The organism is Pseudoduganella sp. GW821-FHT05F09, assembly GCF_059419605.1.
Genome location: NZ_JBWKSD010000002.1, coordinates 861,733 through 885,349 on the forward strand (window position 1 = coordinate 861,733; position 23,617 = coordinate 885,349).

The following is a 23,617-nucleotide window of genomic DNA, read 5'->3' on the forward strand; positions in this document are numbered from 1 at the left end:
GGATTCTGTCTCTTCTTGGTTTGCAGCACATTAATTAAGGGGGGTTGGGATGTCCGATCTGGCTACCCACGCCAAGCTAGCGCGCTCCAACGCGCAACTTCCGGTTAACGTCTACTTTGACGAAACGCTACTGCAGCGTGAAATGCAGCAACTGTTCAAAGCCGGCCCGCGCTATATCGGGCATGAGCTGATGGTGCCGAACACCGGCGATTTTGCGACCCTCGTTTCCGAAAACGAAGGGCGTATGCTGGTGCGCAACGCCAACGGCCTGGAAGTGCTGTCCAACGTCTGCCGCCACCGCCAGGCGCTGATGTTCAATGGGCGCGGCAACAGCAGCACCATCGTCTGCCCGCTGCACCGCTGGACCTACGACCTGAAAGGGGAGCTGATCGGCGCGCCGCACTTCCCCGAAACGCCATGCCTGAACCTGCCCAAGACCAGGCTGCAAAGCTGGAACGGCCTGCTGTTCGAGCAGAACGGCTACAACGTCATGGAAAAGCTGAAGGAAATGTCGGTCACCAAGGACCTGGACTTCAGCGGCTATATGTTCGACCACGTGGAAGTGCACGAGTGCGACTACAACTGGAAGACCTTCATCGAGGTCTACCTGGAGGACTACCACGTCGAGCCCTTCCATCCCGGCCTGGGCAGCTTCGTCAACTGCGAAGACCTGCGCTGGGAATTCGGCGCCGACTACAGCGTGCAGACCGTGGGCGTGAACCGGAGCCTGCGCAAGTCCGGCTCGCCGGTGTACGAGAAATGGCACGAGCAGGTGCTCAAGTTCCGCGGCGGCGAGCCGCCGGAATACGGCGCCATCTGGCTCACGCTCTACCCCAACATCATGGTGGAATGGTATCCGCACGTGCTGGTGGTGTCCACGCTGTGGCCGGACGGCCCGCAGAAGACGCGCAACGTGGTGGAGTTCTACTATCCTGAAGAAATCGTGCTGTTCGAGCGCGAGTTCGTGGACGCCGAGCGCGCCGCCTACATGGAAACCTGCGTGGAGGACGACGAGATCGCCCTGCGCATGGACGCCGGGCGCAAGATCCTGATGCAGCGCGGCGAAAACGACGCCGGCCCCTACCAGTCCCCAATGGAAGACGGCATGCAGCACTTCCACGAGTGGTACCGCAGTAAAGTCGCTTTGTAACCGAGCCGCCAAGGCGGCAGAAACAGGAATGTAATGCAATCGCTTTGGATGCTCTTCGCCAGTTTCATGTTCGCCGCCATGGGCGTGTGCGTGAAACTGGCCTCGGAAATCTACACCACCTCCGAGATCGTGCTGTGCCGTGGCGTGATCGGCGTGACGGTGCTGTTCTGCATGATACGCATCCAGGGCGGCAGCCTGAAGACCAGCATGCCGCTGGCCCACCTGTGGCGCGGCTTCATCGGCGTCATCTCACTGTGGCTGTGGTTCTACGCCATCGCCAAGCTGCCCCTCGCCACCGCCATGACGCTGAACTACATGGCGCCGATCTGGATCGCCGTCTGGCTCTTCATGCACGGCTGGTGGCACGCCAAGAACCGCATCGAATGGCCGCTGATCCTGGCCGTGTTCATGAGCTTTGTCGGCGTCACCCTGCTGCTGCAGCCGGCCTTCAACTCCCACCTGTTCGGCCCCACGCTGGTGGCGCTCGGCTCCAGCGTGCTGTCGGCCATGGCCTATATGCAGGTGCGCAAGCTGGGCCTGGCGGGAGAGCCGGAATACCGCGTGGTGTTCTATTTCTCGATCGGCAACCTGATCGCCGGCGTGGCGGGCAACATCCTCGAAGCGGGCAACGGCCCGGTGGTGTGGCACGCGGTCGACACCTGGCAAAAATTCTTCCTTATGCTGGGCATAGGCCTGTTCGCCACCGCCGCGCAAATGGCCATGACGCGCGCCTACCGCGTCGGCAAGACGCTGGTGGTGGCCAATCTGCAGTACACCGGCATCGTGTTCTCCAGCTTCTGGGGCGTGGTGGTGTTCAGCGACACCTTCGACTGGCACAGCTGGCTGGGCATCGCCATTATTCTCGCCTCCGGCATCGCCGCGACGTTTTACAATACCCGCAGTACGGAGCGCGGCAAGGCCATCGCCACCACCGATCCGATTGCCAGCGAAGTGTAAAAAACAAGAGGAGCGCCATGCACACCACCCTGATCGACGCCGCCAGCCTGGCGCAGCACCTGACCGACCCGGACTGGGTCATCCTGGACTGCCGCCATGACCTGATGAATCCAAACGCGGGCCGCGACGGCTACGCCATCGGCCATATCCAGAATGCGCAATTTGCCAGCATCGACGACGACCTGTCCGGTCCGAAGAGCCCCGCCGGCGCGCAATTCACCGGCCGCCATCCGCTGCCGGAGCGCGGCGCGCTGATCGAAACGCTGCGCGGCTGGGGCATCAGCGACAGCACCCAGGTGGTGGCTTACGACGCGCACGGCGGCATGTTCGCGGCGCGCCTGTGGTGGCTGCTGCGCTGGATAGGCCACCCGGCGGTGGCGGTGCTGGACGGCGGCATGGCCGCATGGCAGTCGCAAGGCCTGCCGCTGGTGACGCCGGTGGCGCAGCGCGCGCGCGGCCACATCACCGAGCGCCCTACCCTGACGCATACGGTGACCGTGGCGGATGTGGTGGAGAACCTGGGCACGCAGCGCCGCACCGTGGTGGACGCGCGCGCGGCGGACCGCTATCGCGGCGAGAACGAGACCATCGATCCGGTGGGCGGCCACATCCCGGGCGCGAAGAACCGCTTCTTCAAGGACAACCTGCAGCCGGACGGCCGCTTCAAGCCGGCGGCGCAGCTGAAACAGGAATTCGCGCCGCTGTTCGGCAGCGCCTCGGCCGCCATCATGCAATGCGGTTCGGGCGTGACGGCCTGCCACAACCTGCTGGCGATGGAAGTGGCCGGCCTGCACGGCGCGGCGCTGTATCCCGGCTCCTGGAGCGAATGGTGCGCCAACCCCGCCCGCCCGGTCGCCACCGGCGCCTGATCACGGCCGCTGGCGGCGCTGGCGATGTCAGCTTTCGCTGCCGGGGCCCAAACGATCTTAGGCTTGCTTGGCTCGCTTGGCACGCTGAGCGCACTCGTCAATGATGCGCTGGGCGTCTTCCATCACTTGTCCGTTCGGAATCCCGCGTCCCTCAGCAATATCTTGCTCGGAGATTAAATTTTCACGCACGCTCTCTTCGCATTCTTCGAACCCGTCTCGCTGAACAAAATACAAGGTTTCCAGCGGTGTGCGCCCGGCCAGCGCCGCCAGGCGCTCAAGGCGCTCGCGGTCGGATGGGGACAGGGCTTGCAGGTCTTGTTCGGTAGCCATGATTGCCTCCTTGGCGGCCAAAACACCACCTTAGCACAGGGCGGACCGCGCGGTTTGCGCGGCCGCAAGCGGCGGGCTTAGTGGCGGTGCGCGGTGAGGAAGAGGACGATGGCGACGCCGGCGGCGATCAGCAGCACCTGGGGCACGGTTTCGCGCAGCGTGGCGCGGCGCTGCATCTGCGGCATCAGGTCGCTGACGGCGATGTAGATGAAGCCGGACGAGGCGAACACCAGCACGTAGGGTATCAGGTTGCTGGCCTGGTCCAGCGTGTAGTAGCCCAGCAGGCCGCCCGCAATCGCCATCATGCTGCACAGCAGATTGTAGATGTAGGCGCGCGTGCGCGAGAAGCCCGCGTTCAGCAGCACGATGAAGTCGCCGATCTCCTGCGGAATCTCGTGCGCGATGATGGCCAGGCCGGTCACCAGGCCCAGGCCCGGATCGGCCAGGAAGGCCGCCGCGATCAGGATGCCGTCGGTGAAATTATGCATGCCGTCGCCCACCAGTATCATCCAGCCCGCCTTGCCGGCCTCGCGCTTGTCGTGGCCGTGGTGGTGGTGGTGGCCGTCGTGCTCGTGGTGGTGCGAGTGGCGCAGGATGGCCAGCTTCTCCAGCATGAAGAAAGCCAGCAGCCCGCCCAGCAGCGTCGCAAACAGCGTGCGCGGGTCGGCGTTGGACTCAAACGCCTCCGGCAGCGCGTGCAGCAGCGACGTGGACAGCATGATGCCCACCGACAGGCTGACCATGCGCTCGACCACCTTGGACAGCAAGGTAAACGAGAAAATGGCCGCAGCCGTCAGGCTGATCACGCCGCCGATAGTGGTGGCCAGCAGTATGGAAATGAGTGTGGAATCGATTTTGTGACCTCGTACTGCCTTGGAACGCTGCGCAAAAAGGCGCAAACCGGGCATTTTACCGCCCGGCCCGGTTTCCTGCTCAGTTATGCAACGCCGTTGGCCTTGAACCAGGCGATGGCGCGCGCGAAACCGTCCTTGGCGTCGGCTTCGTTGTAGCTGGGACGGTAGTCCGCGTGGAAGGCGTGGCCCGAGTTCGGGTAGACCACGAAGGCGGACTTGGTGTTGCCGGCGGCCGCCAGCGCCGCTTTCAGCTTGTCCAGCGATTCAACCGGGATGCCGGTGTCCTTGGCGCCGTACAGGCCCAGCACCGGCGCCTTGATCTTGTCGGCCACGTCGATCGGCTGCACCGGATTGATCGGCGTCTTGTCGCCCACCACGCGGCCGTACCAGGCCACGCCGGCTTTCACGTTCGGATTGTGCGCGGTGTACAGCCAGGTCTGGCGGCCGCCCCAGCAGAAGCCGGTGATGCCCAGCTTGTCGGTGTTGCCGCCGTTGGCCTTGGCCCAGGCCACGACGGCGTCCAGGTCGGCCAGCACTTCGGTGTCCGGGGTTTTGCCGACAATGTTTTTCATCAGCTCGGCCTGGGACGGCGCCTTGGTGGCGTCGCCCTGGCGCACGAACAGGTCCGGCGCCAGCGCCAGGTAGCCCAGCTTGGCGAAGCGGCGCGCCACGTCGGCGATGTGCTCGTGCACGCCGAAGATTTCGGAGATCACCAGGATCACGGGCAGGCCGGTCTTGCCGGCGGGCTGGGCGCGGTAGACCGGCACAGCAGTGCCGTTCACCGTCACCGAAACGGTGCCGGCGGTCAGGCCTTCGGTGTCGGTCTTGACCACGTTCTGCGCCACCACGGGCAGCGCGGCGGCGGCAAAGCCGGTGCCCAGCGCCACCTTCAGGAAATCGCGGCGGGGTACGCCGTCGTGCAGATGTTTTTCGTTCAGGCTTGCTGCGTCGTTCAACAAATCTTTCATCGATACCCTCCTGTGGTTAATTCGAATACGAATGCGCGGAGGCACAAATCAATGCGCCTCCTCCCAGTTCTTCCCTACCCCGACCTCGGCCAGCAGCGGCACCTTCAGCTGCGCCACGCCCGCCATCAGCTGCGGCAGCTTTTCGCGCACCAGCGCCAGCTCGTCGTCGGGCACTTCCAGCACCAGTTCATCGTGCACCTGCATGATCATCTTGGTTTTCAGCTGGTCTTTCTCCAGCCAGTCCTGCACCGCGATCATGGCCAGCTTGATCAGGTCCGCCGCCGTGCCCTGCATCGGCGCGTTGATTGCGGCGCGCTCGGCGCCCTGGCGGCGCGGGCCGTTCGGCGAATTAATCTCGGGCAGCCACAGGCGGCGGCCGAACACGGTCTCCACATAGCCCTTGGCCTTGGCCTGCAGGCGCGTGTCGTCCATATACGCTTTCACGCCGGAGAAGCGCGCGAAGTAGCGGTCGATGTAGTTCTGCGCGGCGGCGCGGTCTATGCCCAGGTTGCCCGCCAGGCCGAAGGCGCTCATGCCGTAGATCAGGCCGAAGTTGATCACCTTGGCGTAGCGGCGCTGCTCGCTCGTCACGTCGGCCGGCGCCACGCCGAAGATCTCGGCGGCGGTGGCGCGGTGGATGTCCTCGCCTTCGGCGAAGGCGCGCAGCATGTTCGCGTCTTCCGAAATATGCGCCATGATGCGCAGCTCGATCTGCGAATAGTCGGCCGACACGATGTGGCTGCCCGGCGGCGCCACGAAGGCTTCGCGGATGCGGCGCCCTTCGGCCGTGCGGATCGGGATGTTCTGCAGATTGGGATCATTGGACGCCAGACGACCCGTCACCGCCACCGCCTGCGCGTAGTTGGTGTGCACGCGGCCGGTGTCCTTGTTGATCATCAGCGGCAGCTTGTCCGTGTAGGTGGACTTCAGCTTGGCCATGCCGCGGTATTCCAGCAGCACTTTCGGCAGCGGGTAGTCCTCGGCCAGCTTTTGCAGCACTTCCTCGTCCGTGGACGGGGCGCCGCTCGGGGTCTTTTTCACCACCGGCAGCTTCAGCTTCTCGAAGAAGATCTCGCCGATCTGCTTGGGCGAGCCCAGGTTGAAGGGCTGCTCGGCCAGTTCGTGCGCCTTCGCTTCCAGTTCCACGATGCGCGCGCCCAATTCAGCCGATTGCGTCTTGAGCAGCGCGGCGTCTATCATCACCCCGTTGCGCTCTATCTTCTGCAGCACGATGGCGGTGGGCAGTTCGATCTTGCCGTAGATGTGCTCCAGCTTCGCGTCCGCAGTGACGTTGCCATGCATGGCCAGGTGCAGGCGCAGCGTGATGTCGGCGTCCTCCGCCGCGTACTCCGTGGCGCGGCCGATTTCCACCTGGTCGAAGGTGATCTGCTTGGCGCCCTTGCCGCACACGTCCACGAAAGGAATGGTGGTGTGGTTCAGGTGGCGCAGCGCCAGGCTGTCCATGTCGTGCGTGCGGTGCGACTCGAACACATACGATTGCAGCAGCGTGTCGTGCACGATGCCGCGCAGCGCCACGCCGTGGTTGGCGAAGATGTGCGCGTCGTATTTCAGGTTCTGGCCGACCTTGGGTTTGCTGGCGTCCTCCAGCCAGGGCTTGAGCTTGTCCAGCACCAGCTCGCGGCTCAGCTGCTCCTGCACGCCCTGGTAGCTGTGCGCCACCGGGATGTAGCAGGCCAGGCCAGGCTCGGTGGCCAGCGAAATGCCGACCATTTGCGCCGTCATCGGTTCGAGCGAGGTGGTTTCCGTGTCCACGGCGGTCAGTCCGGCGGCGTTGATGCGCGCGATCCAGGCGTCCAGCTGGGCTTCGGTGAGCACGGTTTCGTAGTGCACGCTGGCGGGCGCGCTGGCGGCGGCGAACAGGTCGCCATTGGCGCCGCCGGCGGCGATCGCGCCGTCCGGCGCGGCGCCGGCGCCGGAGGCGGCCGCCGGAGCGCCTGCGCCGCCGGCCCCGATAGGCGCGGACGGCGTCATGCCTCCCAGTTCACGCAGCAGGGTCTTGAAGCCATACTTGCCGAAGAAGGCCAGCAGCGCTTCCTTGTCTTCGCCCTTGGCCACCAGCGATTCGGAGATCGACATCATGTGCGCGGCCAGGTCGCAATCGGTTTTCACGGTGATCAGCTCGCGGCCCTTGGGCAGCCATTCCAGCGCCTGGCGCAGGTTTTCGCCGACGGCGCCGGTGATCTTCTCCGCATTGGCCATCACGCCGTCCAGGCTGTCGTAGGCGGTCAGCCACTTGAGCGCGGTTTTCGGGCCGCACTTGGCCACGCCCGGCACGTTGTCCACCGTGTCGCCGATCAGCGTCAGGTAGTCGATGATGCGGTTGGGCGGCACGCCGAACTTGGCCAGCACGCCCGCCTCGTCCATGCGCTCGTTGGTCATGGTGTTGATCAGCATGACGTGGGGATTGACCAGCTGCGCCAGGTCCTTGTCGCCGGTGGACACCACCACGTCCAGCCCCACCTTCACCGCGTCCACGCACAGCGTGCCGATCACGTCGTCCGCCTCCACGCCCTCCACCATCAGGATGGGCCAGCCCATGGCGCGCACCGCCTCGTGGATAGGCTCGATCTGCAGGCGCAGGTCGTCCGGCATGGAAGCGCGGGTGGCCTTGTATTCCGGGTACATATCGTCGCGGAAGGTCTTGCCCTTGGCGTCGAACACGCAAGCGATATAGGCGGCGGGGAAGTCGGCGCGCAGGCGGCGCAGCATGTTGACCATGCCGTGCATGGCGCCGGTCGGATGGCCGTCCGGACTGCGCAGGTCGGGCAGCGCGTGGAAGGCTCGGTAGAGATAGCTGGAACCGTCAACCAGCAGCAGGGTCTTTTGCATATTAGAAAATTAAGCGTTCCGGCGTTATAACAATGTAGTCGGCCATTATCGCAGACTATTTTAAAACCGGAACCGTGTCGGTTTGTTACAATGGGCACATACAGAATCTAGCAATTCACTTAACAGGGCGGTATACATCATGCGTGCATCCATAATCTGGCCAGTCCTCATTCTCGCCCTGAACAGCGTCGCCCAGGCTCAAACGCCTTCGGCCGCGCCTCCGAAACTCGACAAAATCGAAGAAGTTGATACGCCGATCACGGTTACCACCAAGCCGGCCAACGAACGCAAGATCACGGAAAAGCGCGAAGGCGGCCGTGTGACCGAGGCCAAAGTCAAGAGCGGCCCGAGCACCTACACCGTCAAGGCGCAAAACACCAACAGCACCACGGCCCTGCCCGGCGACGCCGCCGGCTCGGCCAACCGTGGCCCGCAGTGGACCGTGATGGAATTCGACATCGGCAAGAAAAAGACCAAGCAGAAGGAAGGCGAAGCGGCTGACGATACGCCGGCCCCGCCGCCTGCCAAGCCCTGAGCCAGCGCTGGTCCGCGACTTTCTTGCTCCCGCAGCTTACTCAAACACATTTCTACTCATGGCAGTTTTTACCCCGGTCAGCCTGGATGACGTCAGCCAGTGGATCACGCAATTTCCTCTGGGCAAACCGGTCGCGATCAAAGGCATCGCGTCCGGCATCGAAAACAGCAATTTCTTCCTCACGACCGAGCGCGGCGAATATGTGCTCACGATCTTCGAGAACCTGTCTTTCGAACAACTCCCCTTCTATTTGAACCTGATGCGCCACCTGGCCGACCGGGGCGTGGCCGTGCCCGCGCCGATCGCCAACGCGGACGGCCAGCTGGTGGTGCCGCTGCACGGCAAGCCGGCCTCCATCGTCACCAAGCTGGTGGGCAAGTCGCAAATGGACCCGCAGCCGGTGCATTGCGCCGAAGTGGGCGCCATGCTGGCGAAAATGCACGTGGCGGCGCTCGACTACGCCGGCACGCAGCCCAATCTGCGCGGCCTGGACTGGTGGAACTGGGCCACGCCGCAGGTACTGCCCTTCCTGTCCGACGCGGAAGCGCACCTGCTGCGCGCCGAGATGCATTTCCAGGAAGCGTTCTACGGCTGCGACACCTACAAGCTGCTGCAGCAAGGCCCGGTGCACGCCGACCTGTTCCGCAACAACGTGATGTTCGACGGCGACAAGCTCACAGGCTTCTTCGACTTCTACTTCGCCGGCTGCGACAGCTGGCTGTTCGACGTGGCGGTGACGGTCAACGACTGGTGCATCGACCTGGACACGGGCGTACTGGACACGGCGCGCGTGCGCGCCCTGCTGGACGCCTACCATGCCGTGCGCCCCTTCACCGAAGCCGAGCAGACCGCGTGGCAGCCCATGCTGCGCGCCGGCGCGCTGCGCTTCTGGCTCTCGCGCCTGTACGACCTGCACCAGCCGCGCGAAGCGGAGATGCTCACGCCGCACGACCCCACCCACTTTGAACGCATCCTGCGCGAACGCATCGCCGTAGCCGCACCAGCACTGTACTGACACTGAAAACCGATATGGGCAAACTTCCCGCAAGCACCGGCTGGCTCTGGATCAAACAGGGTTACGGCATGTTCAAGCAGCAGCCAGGCAACCTGACCTCGCTGGCCATGCTGTACGCCATGCTGAATCTGCTGCTCAGCATCGTGCCCTATATCGGCCAGCTGGCCTCGGTGATCCTGATCCCGGTGTTCTCGGTGGCGTCCATGCAAGCCTGCGCCGACGTGGAACAAGGCAAGCGCGTGACGCCAAGGCTGCTGGCGGTGGGCTTTCAGAAACCCGCCTTCGGCAAGCTGGTGGCGGTGGGGCTGCTGTACATGGCCGCCGCCGCGCTGGCCATCGGCCTGGCCACGCTGGTGAGCGACGGCATGCTGATCAAGCTGCTCACCGGCCAGGTGCCGCACGACTCGCAGGAAGCGCGCGACGCCAGCCTGGGCAGCGCCTTCCTGGTCATCATGGCTGCCGGCATACCGGCGGCCATGGCCTTCTGCTTTGCCGCGCCGCTGATCTACTTCCAGAAAATGGGCGTGGGCAAGTCCATCTTCTTCAGCTTCTTCGGCGTGTGGCGCGCGTTCAAGACCTTCGCCGTCTTCCTGATCAGCGTATTCGGCCTGATGCTGCTGCTGTCGCAGACCGTGGCCCTGCTGTTCGGCCGCAGCCCGGCCCTGTATCTGATGGTGATGCAGGTGGTGCTGGTGCTGTTCTCGGTGCTGTTCCACTGCTCGCTGTACGCCAGCTACCGGCAAATCTTCGGCAGCCCGGTGCAGCCGCAGGAGCAGCAGGAAAACCAGCCGCAGGAATAAAAAAAGGGGAGCTTCAAGCTCCCCTTCTTTATCGTCCCAGCCGCTCCAGCTTGGCCACGCTCAGGTCCAGCACCTTCATGCCGTGGCTGCCGAAGTTGATCTGCGCGCGGCAGTTGGCGCCGCTGCCTTCGATGTTGACGATCACGCCTTCACCGAATTTGCCGTGCGAAACCGACTCGCCGATGCGCCAGCCGCTGCCGCCGCCGGCCTTCTGCGCCATGCGCTGGGCCAGGGCGTTGTCGCTGCCCAGGTTCAGCGGCGCGTCGTCCCAGGCCGACTTCTTGTTGGCGAACCAGTGCGACTGCACCTTGGGCGACAGCCACTTCAGCGACTCCTCCGGCAGCTCGTCGAAGAAGCGCGACTTCATGTTGTAGCGGGTCTGGCCGTGCAGCATGCGGGTCTGCGAGAAGCACATGTACAGGCGCTTGCGCGCGCGCGTGATGGCCACGTACATCAGGCGCCGTTCCTCCTCCACGCCGCCATCCTCTTTCGAGCTGCTCTCGTGCGGGAACAGGCCCTCCTCCAGGCCGGTGATGAAGACGTTGTCGAATTCCAGGCCCTTGGCCGAGTGCACCGTCATCATCTGCAGCGCGTCCTGGCCGGCTTGCGCCTGGTTGTCACCCGCTTCCAGCGAGGCGTGCGACAGGAAGGCCGACAGCGGCGACATCACCGTGGCCAGCGGCGCGTCCGCATCCAGTATCTCGATGCCGTCGGCGTTGACGATGGGCGCGCCGGCCTGCGCGTCCGCGCGCGGTCCCAGGTGCGCCGGGGCGCCCTGGCCGTAGCCTTCTTCGGACACGAACTGCGTGGCCGCGCTCACCATCTGCTCCAAGTTCTCGACGCGGTCCGCGCCTTCTTTCTCGGCGGCGTAGTGGCTCAGTAGCGTACTGCCTTCCAGCACCACGCGCACCAGCTCGGGCAGCGCCATCTGCTGCGTTTCAAAGCGCATGCCTTCGATCATCTTGACGAAGCCGGACAGCGAGCTGCCCGCCTTGCCCGACATATACGGCACGGCTGCGTACAGCGAAATGCCGTACTGCTGCGCCGCGCCCTGGAGGTTCTCGATGGTGCGCACGCCGATGCCGCGCGTGGGGAAGTTCACCACGCGCAGGAAGGCCGAGTCGTTGTGCGGGTTGTCCATCAGCTGCAGATAGGCGATGGCGTGCTTGACCTCGGCGCGCTGGAAGTAGCGCAGGCCGCCGTACACATGGTAGGGAATGCCGGCCGAGAACAGCGCATGCTCGATCACGCGCGACTGCGCATTCGAGCGGTACAGCACCGCGACTTCGCTGCGCGAGGCGCCTTCGGCGATGAGGTTCTTGGTCTCCTCGATAATCCACTGCGCTTCCTGCAGATCCGAGCTGGCCTCGTACACGCGCACCTGTTCGCCGTGCCCGGCGTCGGTACGCAGGTTCTTGCCCAGGCGCTTGCTGTTATTGGAGATCAGCATATTGGCCGAATCCAGGATGTGGCCGTGCGAGCGGTAGTTCTGCTCCAGCTTGATCAGGTTCTGGACGTTGAACTCCTGCTCGAAGGCGCGCATATTGCCCACGTTCGCGCCCCGGAAGGCATAGATGCTCTGGTCGTCGTCGCCCACCGCGAACAGCGCGCTGCGGGCCTGGCTCTGGCCCTGGCCGGACAGCAGCTTGAGCCACTTGTATTGCAGGTCGTTGGTATCCTGGAACTCGTCCACCAGGATGTGCTTGAAGCGCTGCTGGTAGTGCTCGCGCAGCGGCTGGTTGCGGCTCAGCAGCTCATAGCTGCGCAGCAGCAGTTCGGCAAAATCCACTACGCCTTCGCGCTGGCACTGGTCGTCATACAGGCCGTACAGCTCCACCATCTTGCGCTCGGCGGGATCGTGCGCTTCCACGTCCTGGGCGCGCAGGCCCGCGTCCTTGGCGCCGTTGATGAAGTACATCACCGACTTGGCCGGGAACTTCTCGTCGTCGATATTGTAGGCTTTCAGCAGGCGCTTGATGGCCGACAGCTGGTCCTGCGAGTCTAGGATCTGGAAGGTCTGCGGCAAGGCCGCGTCGCGGTAATGGGTGCGCAGCAGGCGGTTGCACAAGCCGTGGAAGGTGCCTATCCACATGCCGCGCGTATTGATCGGCAACATGGCCGACAGGCGCGTGAGCATTTCCTTGGCGGCTTTATTGGTGAACGTCACCGCCAGGATGCCGGCCGGCGATACCTGGCCGGTCTGGATCAGCCAGGCGATGCGGGTGGTCAATACGCGGGTCTTGCCCGAGCCGGCGCCGGCAAGGATGAGGGCGCTTTGGGCCGGCAGCGTAACAGCGGCCAGTTGTTCGGGGTTGAGGTTGTGGAGGAGATTTTGCATCCCGTGATTATACCGGGGCGGCGCGCGCCCCGGTGCAAAACACTGGATATCCAATCAGCCCTTGGGTGTCGGGACGGCTTCGGCCTGGCCGTTGCGCACCGCTTCCTGGATCAAGGCGCGCACGGTCTGGTCCGCTTCGCGGCTCAGGCGGCCCTGCTCCCGGCCCAGCTCGCCCATTTTCCGGCCCAGCTCCTTCATGGGCTTGCCGGCTTCGCGCATTTCCGCGCTGAGCGCCTTCATCGGTTCCTGCTTGAGGGCCATTTCGGCGTGCATTTTCGCGAACTCGGCTGTCAGCTCCTTCATTTGCTGTTTGAAGGGCTCCATTTGCGTTTTCAGGGCCGCCATCTCGCGCTGCAGGGCCTCGCGGTCGGCGCCGGATTCGCCGTTGCGCTCCATCCTGCGCCCCACCGCCTCCATCTTGCGCGCCACGGCTTCCTGCTCGCGCGCCACTTGCTCTATCCTGGTGTGGCGCTCGCCGCGCTCCAGGCGCTCAGCCTGGTCCGACATCGCGCGCATTTTCTCGCCCAGCGCGGCCATGGCCTTGCTGTGCTGCTCCATTTCCTTGCTTTGCTCTTTCATTTTCAGGTCCAGCGCGTCGGCCGGCGCCCAGGCGGCGTTGACCTTGGCCAGCAGCGCGGGATCCTTGATCAGCCAGGCCTGGCTGCCGTCGCGGTACCAGATGAAGTCGCCCTTCACGGCGCCTTCCAGGCGGCTCAGTTCGGCCATGTCCTTGCGGCCTGAGTAGATCGACTTGTAGCCGTCGCCGCGCTTGATTGCGTAGGCTTCCTTGGCGTCGTTGTTCATGGTCAGGCGGCCGAAGGTCATGCGGATGCGGCCGGGGGTGTGGGGGGCAGCCTGCTCGTCGCCCAGCATGGGCGCCGGCGGCGCAGCCGGAGCCGCTGGTGCGGCCGGGGCTGCCGGTGCGGCGGGCGCTGCCTTCGCTGCCGGTGCAGCTGGCGCGGCAGGGGCAGCGGGGGCTGCCTTCGCCGCTGGGGCGGCGGGTGCGGCGGGGGCGGCAGGGGCTGCCCACGCTAACAACGCGGCTGGAGCCCGGGCCGGAGCGGCGTCAGCCACTGGCGGCACTGGCGGCACCGGGGCGACGGCAGCGGGCGCCATGGGCGGGGCAACAGCAGGCACCGGCGGCACGGCAGGCAGGGCTTTGGGCGCGGCGGGCGCGGCGACAGCAGGCACGGCAGGAGGGGCCGGCGCGTCGACGGCGGGCGGCTGCGGGGCGGCGTGGGCGTACAGCACGGCGCAGGCGGTGCACAGGCCAAACAGGGGCGCGGCAATCTTCCAGCTCAGTGGCTGGCTGTCTGGGCGGACCAGACGTTTGATACGGGACATGAGGTTTCCTCCTTGAGCCCCCAGCGCAAGCTGGGGGGTGGCGAACTGGAAGCGGTCCAGTTCGGACAATGCAAGGGCCAGGCGCCGCGGTTCGCCGAGCGTGCTTGCGGCTAAATCATCTGCAATCTGCTCCCGCTCGTCGCGGATGTGCCGTGACAGCATCCACACGCTCGGGTGGTAAAACAAAAGTATCTCGATGGCGCTCTGCACCAGGTTCACCAGGTAGTCGTGGCGCTTGATGTGGGCCAGTTCGTGCGCCAGCAGCGCTTCCAGCAAGTCGGCCGGCATGCCGGTCAGCAGCGACGCCGGCAGCAGCACCACCGGCTTCCAGCAGCCCGCCGTCATGGGCGTGTCCAGGTGGTCCGCCACCGCCAGCCGCACCGGGCGGTCCAGCCCGAGACGCAGCGCCAGGCGGTCCAGGCGCTGCTGCCAGTGGGCGTTCGGCACGGCCTGCGCCTCCAGCGTGCGCTCGCGCACCCAGAGCAGGCCCAGCGACAGGCGCACCGTCATGAACGCGGCCCCGCTGGCCCACAGCAGCACCAGCCAGGGCAGCTGGCGCTGCAGCATGTATTGCCAGGAAATGAGCTGGTCGCCATCCATCAGCACCGGCATGGCCAGGCCGCCCGATGCGGCGGCGCCTGCAGGGGCGGCGGCCATCAGCAGCGCGGCGGGATCGGCGGCGGGCGCGGCGCTGGCCGCGTCGAGCAGCCGCCAGATAATGCCCGCCAGCGGCAGCGCGGCGCACAGCAGCAAGGCGCCGCAGGCGACCGCGTAGCGCGCCTGGGGACGGGCGTTGCGCAGCAGTTGCAGCGCCAGTGTCGCCGCCCAGCCGATCAGCAGCCCCTGCCATACAAAGTGCAGCAGCGACCAGCCTATGGCGGGCATCAGCAGGGACAGCAACTCGGCCATGGATAACTCCTTGAAATATGCAATGTAGATTAAATGATCTAGAACTCGCTGTCTAGAACTTTTTTTCTACTTCCGGCCGTAACGGCGTCAGCATAAATGTAGCGGCGGGCGCCGCCAGGAGCGAGGGATTTGCGACGAAATGCCGCCTGCGCGGAGCAGGCGGCAAAAAATGCGGAGTTTAGAACTCGACCACGGAACGGATCGACTCGCCGGACTTCATCAGGTCAAAGCCCTTGTTGATGTCTTCCAGCTTGAGCTTGTGGGTGATCAGGTCGTCGATATTGAGCTTGCCTTCCATATACCAGTCGACGATCTTCGGCACGTCGGTGCGGCCGCGCGCGCCGCCGAAAGCGGAGCCTTTCCACACCCGGCCCGTCACCAGCTGGAACGGACGGGTGGAAATCTCCTGCCCCGCCGCCGCCACGCCGATGATGATGGACTGGCCCCAGCCCTTGTGGCAGCACTCCAGCGACTGGCGCATGGTGGTGGTGTTGCCGATGCACTCGAAGCTGTAGTCGGCGCCGCCGTCGGTCAGCTGCACGATGGCGTCGACCACGTTTTCCACCTTGGTCGGGTTGACGAAGTGCGTCATGCCGAACTTGCGCGCCATCTCTTCGCGCGCCGGGTTGATGTCCACGCCGATGATCTTGTCCGCGCCCACCATCTTGGCGGCCTGGATCACGTTCAGGCCAATGCCGCCCAGGCCGAACACCACCACATTGGCGCCCGCCTCCACCTTGGCGGTGAACAGCACGGCGCCCACGCCGGTGGTGACGCCGCAGCCGATGTAGCAGACCTTGTCGAACGGCGCGTCCGAGCGGATCTTGGCCAGCGCGATCTCCGGCACCACGATGTAGTTCGAGAAGGTGGACGTGCCCATGTAGTGGAAGATCGGCTTACCGTCGATGGAGAAGCGGCTGGTGGCGTCCGGCATCAGGCCGCGGCCCTGGGTCGAGCGGATCGACTGGCACAAGTTGGTTTTTTGCGACAGGCAGAATTTGCACTGGCGGCATTCCGGCGTGTACAGCGGAATGACGTGGTCGTCCTTCTTCAGCGATTTCACGCCCGGACCCACGTCCACCACCACGCCCGCGCCCTCATGGCCCAGGATGGCCGGGAAGATGCCTTCCGGGTCGGCGCCGGACAGGGTGTAATAGTCGGTGTGGCAAATGCCGGTGGCCTTGATTTCCACCAGCACTTCGCCCTCGCGAGGGCCGCCCAGCTCCACTTCCTCGATGGTCAGCGGAGCGCCGGATTTCCATGCAACGGCTGCTTTGGTTTTCATTCTTGTTTCCTGTGTACGTTGGGGATTGCCCTGATAAGCGGGATACCCGAATCATAACAAGGAAAACAAGATTACACCGGCAATAAGGCCCGCCCCTGTTCCGGCCTGTCGTCCCACAGGCGGCGCAGCTGGCCGGCCAGGCGCAGCGGTTCGAGCGGCTTGGCGATGATGCCGGCCGCGCCGGCCGCCACGTAGCGCGCCATTTCGCCCGGCGAGACCACGCCGGTCACGAACATGGCCGGCGTATGGCACAGGTGCGGCAAGCTGCGCAGCTGCGCCAGCGTGGCCACGCCGTCCATGCCGGGCTCCTGCACGTCCAGCAGAATCAGATCAGGATGAAAGTCAGCCCCCAGGCGCAACGCGGCCAGTCCTGAGCTGCACTCGCGCACCTTGAAGTTGCCTATCACTTCCAGCGCCATCTTGGCCACGCCGCGCAGGTGCGGGTCGTCTTCAACATACAGTATGCTGTTCAGCACTCCCATCATGTGGTCTCCTCTTGCAGGATCACCGGCTCTATGCCCAGCAGGTGGGACACGGTGCGCCACAGCTGGCGCGGCGAAGTCCAGGGCTTGGGCAGGAAGGCGTGCGCCTGCAGGCGCAGGCCGGGATGGCGGGCCGAATACAGCAGCACCGGCATGCGCTCCTGGCGATGCCGCAGCTGCTCCAGCAGCACCGTGCCGTCGCCATCCGGCAGGTCCGGATCGAGCACCACCAGCGCGTAGCTGGCCTGCTCCACCTTGCGCAGCGCCTCGGCCAGCGTGGCCACGTGCACCACTTCCGTTTCCGGCACCAGCAGCGTGGCCAGCACCAGCGCCGCGTCGGCGTCGCCATCAACGTGCAGCACGCGCGGCACTTCGGTGACGAGGGACGCCAGTTCTTCCATGACGTCGCCGATTGCGTACAGATTGTCCTTCATGTTTTTTTCTCCGCCCGCAGCCATGGCGGCTGCGGTTTGCTTGTGGCGCAGTGCCTGGAACCAGAAGGCGCGCGCGCACAGCAGCGGCGGGGCCGTATCGATGGATTCAGGGTGCAAGGTCGGCGGAGCTGGGCCGAAATTCAGATACAGCGGCAGGGAGAGGGCGGCTGCAAGGGGAAGCAGCGAGGGCGGTTCAGGCCCCCGCGCTGATGGATGTAAGTTTAGCGTATTTCCGGCGAAACGTATTTAATTTCGCACTTATTTTTTCAGCCGTGCATTAAACGCAGCATGCAAGCCATTCAACGTTTCCTCTGCGGTCAGCAGCTGGTCGGCGATCTCGTTGATCTTGCGGCGGCTGGAACGCGCATGGTCGCGCAGCACTTCAAACGCGGTGTTGCGGTCGGTCTGGAATTTGCACATCAACAGGCCAACGGCCAGGCTGGTCTCGCGCCCGGCGGCCAGCGCCGCGTTCAAATTCAGCTCGGTGCGGCGCAGCTGGCGGATCTCGTCGGCGCGCGCCAGGCCGGCTTCGAAGGCCGGCATCAGGTGCTGCTCGTCGACCGGCTTGACCACAAAGCCGACCGCGCCGTAAGCGGCGGCCTGCTTGGCCGCGTCGCTGTCGCCGCGCCCGGACAGGAACATGAACGGCACCGAGGTGTTGCGGTTGAGCTGCTTGGCAAGTTCCAAACCGGACATGCCGGGCATGTGGATGTCGAGCAGCGCCATATCCGGTTCGCGCTCGGCCACCTGGGCCAGCGCCTGGTCGGCCGAATAGGCCAGCACCGTGTCGTAACCTGCATGGTGCAGCACTTCGCTAAGGAAGGCGGCCAGCAGCTGGTCGTCGTCAACGATCAGTATCAGGCGCTTCGCCGGGGTGGGTGCATTCATTGGGTCGCAACCTTGAGCGGATGATAATGCGACCGATTATAAAACGATCACGCCGCACCGGCGCGAATTTATTCGCTTAAGAGTTCTTCGGCGGGTTCCGCTAAAAACAGCGCATTGAAATCGCGTACCGCCTGGCCCGGATCGTCCACCATGTAGACCCCGCTGACGGCCGCCACCATGTGCGCGCCCCGCGCCACCAGCGGCGCGGCGTTCTGCGGCGTCATGCCGCCGATAACCACGCGCGGCAGGTGCACGCGCCGGCGCGCCTCGTCCAGGATCCCGGGCTGGGTGGTGACCGCATACTGCTTCACGCGCGACAGGTAGAAGCCGCCGAAAGCGACATAGCTGGCGCCGGCTTCCTGGGCATCGAGCGCCAGCTGCATCTCGCCGTAGCAGGAGGCGCCGATGATGGTGTCCGGGCCGAGCAGCGCGCGGGTCTGGGCGATGCGGGCGTCGGTGCCGCCGAGGTGGATGCCGTCCGCGCCGATCAGCAGGCACAGGTCGACATGGTCGTTGACGATGAAGGGCACGCCGTAGCGGCGGCACAGCGCCAGCAGCTCAGCGCTCTGCTTCATGCGCAGTTCGGGGCTGGCGTCCTTGTGGCGGTACTGCAGCATGGCCACGCCTTCGGCCAGCGCCTGTTCGGTAACGTCGAGCAGGCGGGCGGTGTCATCCCAGTTGGGGGTAACCAGATAAAGTCCTTGCATGATGGTCTCTCTTTGATAGTTGTAGTAACTAGCGTTGTGGAATGCGCTGGCCGGGCGCAATGGCAAATGCGGCGGCCAGCGCGCCATGCGTGTAGTCTTGCGCGCGCGCCAGCGCCTGCTGCATCGGGACGCCTTGCGCCAGCAGGCCGGCGGCGGCGGCGGCCAGCGTGCAGCCGCTGCCGTGGAACTCGCCGGGCAGGCGCGCCCAGCTCCAGGCCTGATCCTGATCCTGATCCAGCATCGGCGCCGCGCTGAACCAGCGGTTGACGACCGTGCCGCCGCCCTCATGGCCGCCCGTGACCAGCACATGGCGGCAGCCCTGCCGCAGCAAGGCCTGCGCGGCCATCCCCGGCCCCTCGCCGGCGTTGACGGCAACGCCGGCGGCTGCTGCCAGCGCGGCCGCTTCCGGCCCGTTGGGCGTGATCAGCGTGACCAGCGGCAGCAGCACCGCCAGCGCCTGCACGGCGTCGCCGCGCGAGAGCAGATCGCCGTGGCCGCTGGCCAGTACCGGGTCGAGCACGACGGGCAGCGCATCGCCCGCTCCGGCGCGCAGCTCCGAAATCAGCTGCGCAATGGCGCGCGCGTTGGCGGCGCTGCCGGGAATGCCGATCTTGATGGCGTCCACCCTCCCCTTGGCCGCCAGCGCGCGGGCCTGGCGCAGCACCACGTCCGGCGCCACCGGCAGCACCTCGTACACGCGGTCGTTGTCCTGCACCGTCAGCGCCGTGATGACCGGCAGCGCGTGCGCGCCCTGCGCGTGGATCGCCAGGATGTCGGCGGCAATGCCGGCGCCGCCGGACGGATCGGCGCCAGAGAACACCAGCACGCAGCGCCGCCGGAGCTCGGCCGTCATACCATTCTGCCCGCCATCGGCGACGACGGCGAGGCCGCGAACTTGCGCGCGATGCGCCCCGCCAGGAAGGCCTCCCGGCCAGCCTGCACGCCCAGCTTCATGGCGCGCGCCATGCGCACCGGGTCCTGCGCGCCGGCGATGGCCGTGTTCATCAGCACGCCGTCGCAGCCCAGCTCCATCGCGATGGCCGCGTCCGACGCCGTGCCGACGCCCGCATCCACCAGCACCGGCACCTTGGCCTGCTCGATAATCAGCGACAAATTCCAGGGGTTGAGTATGCCCATGCCGGAGCCGATCAGCGACGCCAGCGGCATCACCGCCACGCAGCCGATATCCTCCAGCATGCGCGCCTGGATGGGATCGTCGCTGCAATAGACCATCACATCGAAGCCATCCTTCACCAGCTCCTTCGCCGCCACCAGCGTCTCCGGCATATTGGGGAACAGGGTTTTCTCGTCGCCCAGCACCTCCAGCTTCACCAGCTTGTGCCCGTTGAGCAGCTCGCGCGCCATTTGCAGCGTGTACACCGCGTCCTTGGCCGAATAGCAGCCGGCGGTGTTGGGCAGGATGGTGTACTGCGACGGCGGCAGCACGTCCAGCAGGCTGGGCGCCTTCGGGTCCTGGCCGATGTTTACGCGGCGTATCGCCACCGTGATGATTTCGGCGCCCGCCGCGTCGGTCGCCTCGCGGGTCTGCGGCAGGTCTTTGTATTTGCCGCTGCCCACCAGCAGGCGCGAAGTGTAGGTCTTGCCCGCGATGGTCAGCAGGTCTTCATTTTTCAGGTCACGCATAGTCTATCTCCAAATTTTTTGTTTGACGCGCCGCGCTCAGCCGCCGCCGATGGCGCGCACGATGTCCACTTTGTCCTGCGCCTGCAAGGTGCGGCCGCCCCACGCCTGGCGCGGCACCACGCTGCGGTTCACCGCCAGCGCCAGCGCCTGGTGCGCCAGCCCCAGCTCCTCCACCAGCGCCTGCAGGCTGTATTGCGCCGGCACGCTGCGCGCCTCGCCGTTCAGTTCAATCGCGATCATGGCGGTTCAGGCCTTGCTGTAGAGCTGCGCGCCCTTCTTCACAAACTCCACCGCCTTCTCCTGCATGCCCTGCGCCGCGTATTCGCGCACTTCCTGCGTGATCTTCATCGAGCAGAAATGCGGGCCGCACATGGAGCAGAAATGCGCCACCTTGGCGCTGTCCTTGGGCAGGGTCTCGTCATGGAAAGAGCGCGCCTTGTCCGGATCGAGGCCGATGTTGAACTGGTCTTCCCAGCGGAACTCGAAGCGCGCCTTGGACAGCGCGTTGTCGCGGATCTGCGCGCCCGGATGGCCTTTCGCCAGGTCCGCCGCATGCGCCGCGATCTTGTAGGTGATGATGCCGTCCTTGACGTCATCCTTGTTCGGCAGGCCGAGATGCTCCTTGGGCGTGACGTAGCACAGCATGGCCGTGCCGTACCAGCCGATCAGCGCCGCGCCGATGCCGGAAGTGATATGGTCGTAGCCCGGCGCGATGTCCGTGGTGAGTGGCCCCAGCGTGTAGAACGGCGCCTCGTTGCACTGATCCAGCTGCAAGTCCATATTCTCTTTGATGAGCTGCATGGGCACGTGGCCCGGGCCTTCTATCATCACCTGCACATCGTGCTTCCATGCGATCTGGGTCAGCTCGCCCAGCGTCTTCAGTTCGCCCAGCTGCGCTTCGTCGTTGGCGTCGTAGATGGAACCGGGACGCAGGCCGTCGCCCAGGCTGAAGGACACGTCGTAGGCCTTCATGATTTCGCAGATCTCTTCGAAGTGCGTGTACAGGAAGGACTCCTTGTGATGCGCCAGGCACCACTTGGCCATGATGGAGCCGCCGCGCGAGACTATGCCCGTCAGGCGCTTGGCCGTCAGCGGCACGTAGCGCAGCAGCACGCCGGCGTGGATGGTGAAGTAGTCCACGCCCTGCTCCGCCTGTTCAATCAGCGTGTCGCGGAAAATCTCCCAGGTCAGGTCTTCGGCCTTGCCGTTCACCTTCTCCAGCGCCTGGTAAATCGGCACCGTGCCGATAGGTACGGGGCTATTGCGGATGATCCATTCGCGCGTCTCGTGGATATGCTTGCCGGTGGATAGATCCATCACATTGTCGCCGCCCCAGCGGATGGCCCAGGTCATCTTCTCCACTTCCTCGCCGATGGACGAGGTGACGGCCGAGTTGCCGATGTTGGCGTTGATCTTGACCAGGAAATTGCGGCCGATGATCATCGGCTCCACTTCGGGGTGGTTGATATTGGCCGGGATAATGGCGCGGCCACGGGCGATTTCCTCGCGCACGAATTCCGGCGTGATCTCGGCCGGCGTGGAGGCGCCGTAGTTCTGGCCCGGATGCTGGCGGCCCATCATTTCCGCCATGCGCTCGCCCATGGGGCCGGACGCCTTCAGCTCCGCCAGGTACTCCTTGCGGCGCATGTTTTCGCGGATCGCCACAAACTCCATCTCGGGCGTGATGATGCCCTGGCGCGCGTAATGCATCTGCGTGACATTGCCTGCCCCGTTCGGGTTCGCCCTGGCGCGGCGCGGCTTGCGGGTCAGGTTGAAGCGCAGCTCGGCCAGCGCGGCATCGTTCAGGCGCTCCTTGCCGTAGGCCGAAGTCGGACCGTCCAGTTCCTCGGTGTCGCCGCGCTCCAGTATCCACGGCAGGCGCGGCGTGGCCAGGCCGGAGCGGATATCAATCTGCACGTCCGGGTCGGTGTACGGGCCGGAAGTGTCGTAGACGTAGATGGGCGGGTTCTTCTCGTGGCCGAAGCTGGCCGGCGTGTCGGACTGCGAGATCTCGCGCATGGGCACGCGGATATCCGGGCGGCTGCCCTCGACATAGAATTTGCGGGAATTCGGCAGCGGCGCGATGGCCGCGCTGTCCACCTCTGCGGTGGCGGACAGGAATTTCGGGTTGGCGTTCATTTGGCTCCTTTGTTGGCTACAGGAGCCAGCAAAGGAGGTTCGGCAAATACCCGGCTGCGGCGCGCAGTCCCGTGGGTACGGGCGCGCGGCGTGGCGGGTGGAGGCCTAAAGCTTCCCTTCGCTGGCATTATCCAGATCAGGTTCGGAGGGTATTTCTCACCCGCGCCGCTTTCGCGACGCAGGACCCCTAGCGTGTGCCGCCTTGCGGCAGCGATTTGAATTATACATGGCCCGCGAGCGCAGGCAACATTGATTCGAAACTAAACTTTTTTACCGCACCGCAGGTTCAGCGCGATACGCTGCAGCGGGCAATGCGGTCAATAGAGCCGCTCCACAGGCCGAGATGGCCGCGTTCTTTGGCGACGAACTTCCCTTCCACGGAGGCATAGCGCAGGGTTTTGCAGCGCAACTCAGGGCTGTCCTTGGCGAAGGTGACCCACAGGCCGTTGCGCTGGATGCCATGGTCGTAGTCGTCGCGGTGCAGGTAGATCGCATCGCCTTCGAACTCGCGCACCAGGTAGCCGGTCACGCGGATCTGCTTGCCGTCGAAGCGCGCGGGGTTCGCGATCAGCTCTATCAGGGACACGTCCTGCGGCGGGCGCGCCGCAGGTGCGGCCTGCGCCGCCATTGCCGCCGCCATCATCAGCGCCGCTACGATAGTCTTCACCACAACACTCCATCCATCCGTTCAAAATGCGATGATAACCGAGCGTGGCGGCGTTGCGGCGCGCATCCACACGCAGACGAAAAAAAGCCCCGCCGAAGCGGGGCTTTAAGCAAGAACCGTAGATTACTTCGCGGCTGGCGCAGGCGCGGCTGCGACGGCTGGCGCTGCGGCAGGCGTTGCGGCTGCTGGCGCGGCGGCGGCCTTCTCAGCGTGCTTGCCATCCTTGGCGTGCGATTTCTCTTTCGACTTTTCCGCCTTCTCGGTCTTCACCACTTCCTTGCTTTCCTTGGCTTCCGCTTTCACCACTTTGGCTTCCGCCTTGGCCGACGGCGCTGGAGCAGCGGCCGGAGCCGGGGTTTGAGCGAAGGCAGCGGTTGCGAACAGGCCGGCGATCAGGGTAGCGATAGTCTTGGTCATGATGTATTCCTCTGTAATTTTATAAACGGTTTATT

23 protein-coding genes and 1 riboswitch are annotated in these 23,617 nt (G+C 65.1%); of the genes, 6 read left to right on the forward strand and 17 right to left on the reverse strand.

Annotated elements, in window-relative coordinates:
- The first annotated feature begins 49 nt into the window (after window positions 1–49).
- The 3 genes from AC07S4_RS09135 to AC07S4_RS09145 are packed head-to-tail and all read left to right on the forward strand — an operon-like array spanning window position 50 to window position 2,976.
- The gene (locus tag AC07S4_RS09135; RefSeq protein ID WP_494986334.1) at window positions 50–1,150 is read left to right on the forward strand and encodes an aromatic ring-hydroxylating oxygenase subunit alpha; all 1,101 of its coding nucleotides are present in this window, start codon (window positions 50–52) and stop codon (window positions 1,148–1,150) included.
- 33 nt (window positions 1,151–1,183) lie between these two features.
- On the forward strand, window positions 1,184–2,107 hold the full coding sequence (locus AC07S4_RS09140; protein ID WP_494986335.1) for a DMT family transporter: 924 nt from the start codon (window positions 1,184–1,186) through the stop codon (window positions 2,105–2,107).
- 17 nt (window positions 2,108–2,124) lie between these two features.
- The gene (locus tag AC07S4_RS09145; protein WP_494986336.1) at window positions 2,125–2,976 is read left to right on the forward strand and encodes a sulfurtransferase; all 852 of its coding nucleotides are present in this window, start codon (window positions 2,125–2,127) and stop codon (window positions 2,974–2,976) included.
- A gap of 57 nt (window positions 2,977–3,033) precedes the next feature.
- On the opposite strand, the gene AC07S4_RS09150 is transcribed toward AC07S4_RS09145, so the two are convergent.
- From AC07S4_RS09150 to polA, 4 genes are all read right to left on the reverse strand, one after another.
- Window positions 3,034–3,306, reverse strand: a complete 273-nt coding sequence (locus AC07S4_RS09150) for a hypothetical protein (protein WP_494986337.1) — start codon at window positions 3,304–3,306, stop codon at window positions 3,034–3,036.
- Window positions 3,307–3,383: 77 nt separating this feature from the next.
- Window positions 3,384–4,112, reverse strand: coding sequence for a ZIP family metal transporter (locus AC07S4_RS09155; RefSeq protein ID WP_228895019.1), 729 nt, complete (start codon window positions 4,110–4,112; stop codon window positions 3,384–3,386).
- Window positions 4,113–4,243: 131 nt separating this feature from the next.
- A complete protein-coding gene (locus AC07S4_RS09160) occupies window positions 4,244–5,128 on the reverse strand; it encodes a dienelactone hydrolase family protein (protein ID WP_494986338.1) in 885 nt (294 codons plus the stop codon).
- A 48-nt stretch (window positions 5,129–5,176) separates the two neighbouring features.
- On the reverse strand, window positions 5,177–7,978 hold the full coding sequence (gene polA, locus AC07S4_RS09165) for a DNA polymerase I (RefSeq protein ID WP_494986339.1): 2,802 nt from the start codon (window positions 7,976–7,978) through the stop codon (window positions 5,177–5,179).
- A gap of 139 nt (window positions 7,979–8,117) precedes the next feature.
- Between polA and AC07S4_RS09170 the strand changes: the two genes are divergently transcribed.
- Genes AC07S4_RS09170 through AC07S4_RS09180 form a run of 3 tightly spaced genes read left to right on the forward strand, consistent with a single transcriptional unit; the run spans window position 8,118 to window position 10,328 of the window.
- Entirely contained in the window at window positions 8,118–8,513 is a 396-nt protein-coding gene (locus AC07S4_RS09170; protein WP_494986340.1) for a hypothetical protein, read from the forward strand.
- Between the two features lie 58 nt (window positions 8,514–8,571).
- The gene (locus AC07S4_RS09175; RefSeq protein WP_494986341.1) at window positions 8,572–9,528 is read left to right on the forward strand and encodes a homoserine kinase; all 957 of its coding nucleotides are present in this window, start codon (window positions 8,572–8,574) and stop codon (window positions 9,526–9,528) included.
- A 14-nt stretch (window positions 9,529–9,542) separates the two neighbouring features.
- Window positions 9,543–10,328, forward strand: a complete 786-nt coding sequence (locus tag AC07S4_RS09180) for a BPSS1780 family membrane protein (protein ID WP_494986342.1) — start codon at window positions 9,543–9,545, stop codon at window positions 10,326–10,328.
- A gap of 28 nt (window positions 10,329–10,356) precedes the next feature.
- On the opposite strand, the gene AC07S4_RS09185 is transcribed toward AC07S4_RS09180, so the two are convergent.
- The 13 genes from AC07S4_RS09185 to AC07S4_RS09245 all read right to left on the reverse strand — a co-directional run bounded on the left by AC07S4_RS09185 (window position 10,357) and on the right by AC07S4_RS09245 (window position 23,582).
- The gene (locus AC07S4_RS09185) at window positions 10,357–12,666 is read right to left on the reverse strand and encodes a UvrD-helicase domain-containing protein (protein ID WP_494986343.1); all 2,310 of its coding nucleotides are present in this window, start codon (window positions 12,664–12,666) and stop codon (window positions 10,357–10,359) included.
- 54 nt (window positions 12,667–12,720) lie between these two features.
- Entirely contained in the window at window positions 12,721–14,919 is a 2,199-nt protein-coding gene (locus AC07S4_RS09190) for a M56 family metallopeptidase (RefSeq protein ID WP_494986344.1), read from the reverse strand.
- A 178-nt stretch (window positions 14,920–15,097) separates the two neighbouring features.
- Window positions 15,098–16,204, reverse strand: coding sequence for an S-(hydroxymethyl)glutathione dehydrogenase/class III alcohol dehydrogenase (locus tag AC07S4_RS09195; protein ID WP_494986345.1), 1,107 nt, complete (start codon window positions 16,202–16,204; stop codon window positions 15,098–15,100).
- A 71-nt stretch (window positions 16,205–16,275) separates the two neighbouring features.
- Window positions 16,276–16,689, reverse strand: coding sequence for a response regulator (locus AC07S4_RS09200; protein WP_494986346.1), 414 nt, complete (start codon window positions 16,687–16,689; stop codon window positions 16,276–16,278).
- Window positions 16,686–17,237 (reverse strand): response regulator, encoded by a 552-nt coding sequence (locus AC07S4_RS09205; RefSeq protein WP_494986347.1) that lies wholly within the window; start codon window positions 17,235–17,237, stop codon window positions 16,686–16,688. Before AC07S4_RS09205 ends, AC07S4_RS09200 begins: the two co-directional genes overlap by 4 nt.
- Before the next feature lie 141 nt (window positions 17,238–17,378).
- The gene (locus AC07S4_RS09210) at window positions 17,379–18,008 is read right to left on the reverse strand and encodes an ANTAR domain-containing response regulator (RefSeq protein ID WP_494986348.1); all 630 of its coding nucleotides are present in this window, start codon (window positions 18,006–18,008) and stop codon (window positions 17,379–17,381) included.
- A 68-nt stretch (window positions 18,009–18,076) separates the two neighbouring features.
- The gene (gene thiE, locus AC07S4_RS09215) at window positions 18,077–18,715 is read right to left on the reverse strand and encodes a thiamine phosphate synthase (RefSeq protein WP_494986349.1); all 639 of its coding nucleotides are present in this window, start codon (window positions 18,713–18,715) and stop codon (window positions 18,077–18,079) included.
- A 28-nt stretch (window positions 18,716–18,743) separates the two neighbouring features.
- Window positions 18,744–19,568, reverse strand: a complete 825-nt coding sequence (gene thiD, locus AC07S4_RS09220) for a bifunctional hydroxymethylpyrimidine kinase/phosphomethylpyrimidine kinase (RefSeq protein WP_494986350.1) — start codon at window positions 19,566–19,568, stop codon at window positions 18,744–18,746.
- Window positions 19,565–20,359 (reverse strand): thiazole synthase, encoded by a 795-nt coding sequence (locus AC07S4_RS09225; protein WP_494986351.1) that lies wholly within the window; start codon window positions 20,357–20,359, stop codon window positions 19,565–19,567. Before AC07S4_RS09225 ends, thiD begins: the two co-directional genes overlap by 4 nt.
- A gap of 36 nt (window positions 20,360–20,395) precedes the next feature.
- Window positions 20,396–20,599: a sulfur carrier protein ThiS gene (gene thiS, locus AC07S4_RS09230; RefSeq protein ID WP_494986352.1), complete on the reverse strand. Its 204-nt coding sequence runs from the start codon at window positions 20,597–20,599 to the stop codon at window positions 20,396–20,398.
- A 6-nt stretch (window positions 20,600–20,605) separates the two neighbouring features.
- On the reverse strand, window positions 20,606–22,498 hold the full coding sequence (thiC, locus tag AC07S4_RS09235) for a phosphomethylpyrimidine synthase ThiC (protein ID WP_494986353.1): 1,893 nt from the start codon (window positions 22,496–22,498) through the stop codon (window positions 20,606–20,608).
- Between the two features lie 96 nt (window positions 22,499–22,594).
- A riboswitch (TPP riboswitch) is annotated at window positions 22,595–22,697 on the reverse strand.
- A gap of 87 nt (window positions 22,698–22,784) precedes the next feature.
- Window positions 22,785–23,165 (reverse strand): hypothetical protein, encoded by a 381-nt coding sequence (locus AC07S4_RS09240; RefSeq protein WP_494986354.1) that lies wholly within the window; start codon window positions 23,163–23,165, stop codon window positions 22,785–22,787.
- A gap of 123 nt (window positions 23,166–23,288) precedes the next feature.
- Window positions 23,289–23,582 (reverse strand): hypothetical protein, encoded by a 294-nt coding sequence (locus tag AC07S4_RS09245; protein ID WP_494986355.1) that lies wholly within the window; start codon window positions 23,580–23,582, stop codon window positions 23,289–23,291.
- Window positions 23,583–23,617: the final 35 nt, after the last annotated feature.

Bases quoted from the DNA above. Each gene is read 5' to 3' on its own strand.
- AC07S4_RS09135 (WP_494986334.1), top strand. From the start codon at position 50: ATGTCCGATCTGGCTACCCACGCCAAGCTAGCGCGCTCCAACGCGCAA.
- AC07S4_RS09140 (WP_494986335.1), top strand. From the start codon at position 1,184: ATGCAATCGCTTTGGATGCTCTTCGCCAGTTTCATGTTCGCCGCCATG.
- AC07S4_RS09145 (WP_494986336.1), top strand. From the start codon at position 2,125: ATGCACACCACCCTGATCGACGCCGCCAGCCTGGCGCAGCACCTGACC.
- AC07S4_RS09150 (WP_494986337.1), bottom strand. From the start codon at position 3,306: ATGGCTACCGAACAAGACCTGCAAGCCCTGTCCCCATCCGACCGCGAG.
- AC07S4_RS09160 (WP_494986338.1), bottom strand. From the start codon at position 5,128: ATGAAAGATTTGTTGAACGACGCAGCAAGCCTGAACGAAAAACATCTG.
- polA (WP_494986339.1), bottom strand. From the start codon at position 7,978: ATGCAAAAGACCCTGCTGCTGGTTGACGGTTCCAGCTATCTCTACCGA.
- AC07S4_RS09170 (WP_494986340.1), top strand. From the start codon at position 8,118: ATGCGTGCATCCATAATCTGGCCAGTCCTCATTCTCGCCCTGAACAGC.
- AC07S4_RS09175 (WP_494986341.1), top strand. From the start codon at position 8,572: ATGGCAGTTTTTACCCCGGTCAGCCTGGATGACGTCAGCCAGTGGATC.
- AC07S4_RS09180 (WP_494986342.1), top strand. From the start codon at position 9,543: ATGGGCAAACTTCCCGCAAGCACCGGCTGGCTCTGGATCAAACAGGGT.
- AC07S4_RS09185 (WP_494986343.1), bottom strand. From the start codon at position 12,666: ATGCAAAATCTCCTCCACAACCTCAACCCCGAACAACTGGCCGCTGTT.
- AC07S4_RS09190 (WP_494986344.1), bottom strand. From the start codon at position 14,919: ATGGCCGAGTTGCTGTCCCTGCTGATGCCCGCCATAGGCTGGTCGCTG.
- AC07S4_RS09195 (WP_494986345.1), bottom strand. From the start codon at position 16,204: ATGAAAACCAAAGCAGCCGTTGCATGGAAATCCGGCGCTCCGCTGACC.
- AC07S4_RS09200 (WP_494986346.1), bottom strand. From the start codon at position 16,689: ATGATGGGAGTGCTGAACAGCATACTGTATGTTGAAGACGACCCGCAC.
- AC07S4_RS09210 (WP_494986348.1), bottom strand. From the start codon at position 18,008: ATGAATGCACCCACCCCGGCGAAGCGCCTGATACTGATCGTTGACGAC.
- thiE (WP_494986349.1), bottom strand. From the start codon at position 18,715: ATGCAAGGACTTTATCTGGTTACCCCCAACTGGGATGACACCGCCCGC.
- thiD (WP_494986350.1), bottom strand. From the start codon at position 19,568: ATGACGGCCGAGCTCCGGCGGCGCTGCGTGCTGGTGTTCTCTGGCGCC.
- AC07S4_RS09225 (WP_494986351.1), bottom strand. From the start codon at position 20,359: ATGCGTGACCTGAAAAATGAAGACCTGCTGACCATCGCGGGCAAGACC.
- thiS (WP_494986352.1), bottom strand. From the start codon at position 20,599: ATGATCGCGATTGAACTGAACGGCGAGGCGCGCAGCGTGCCGGCGCAA.
- thiC (WP_494986353.1), bottom strand. From the start codon at position 22,498: ATGAACGCCAACCCGAAATTCCTGTCCGCCACCGCAGAGGTGGACAGC.
- AC07S4_RS09245 (WP_494986355.1), bottom strand. From the start codon at position 23,582: ATGACCAAGACTATCGCTACCCTGATCGCCGGCCTGTTCGCAACCGCT.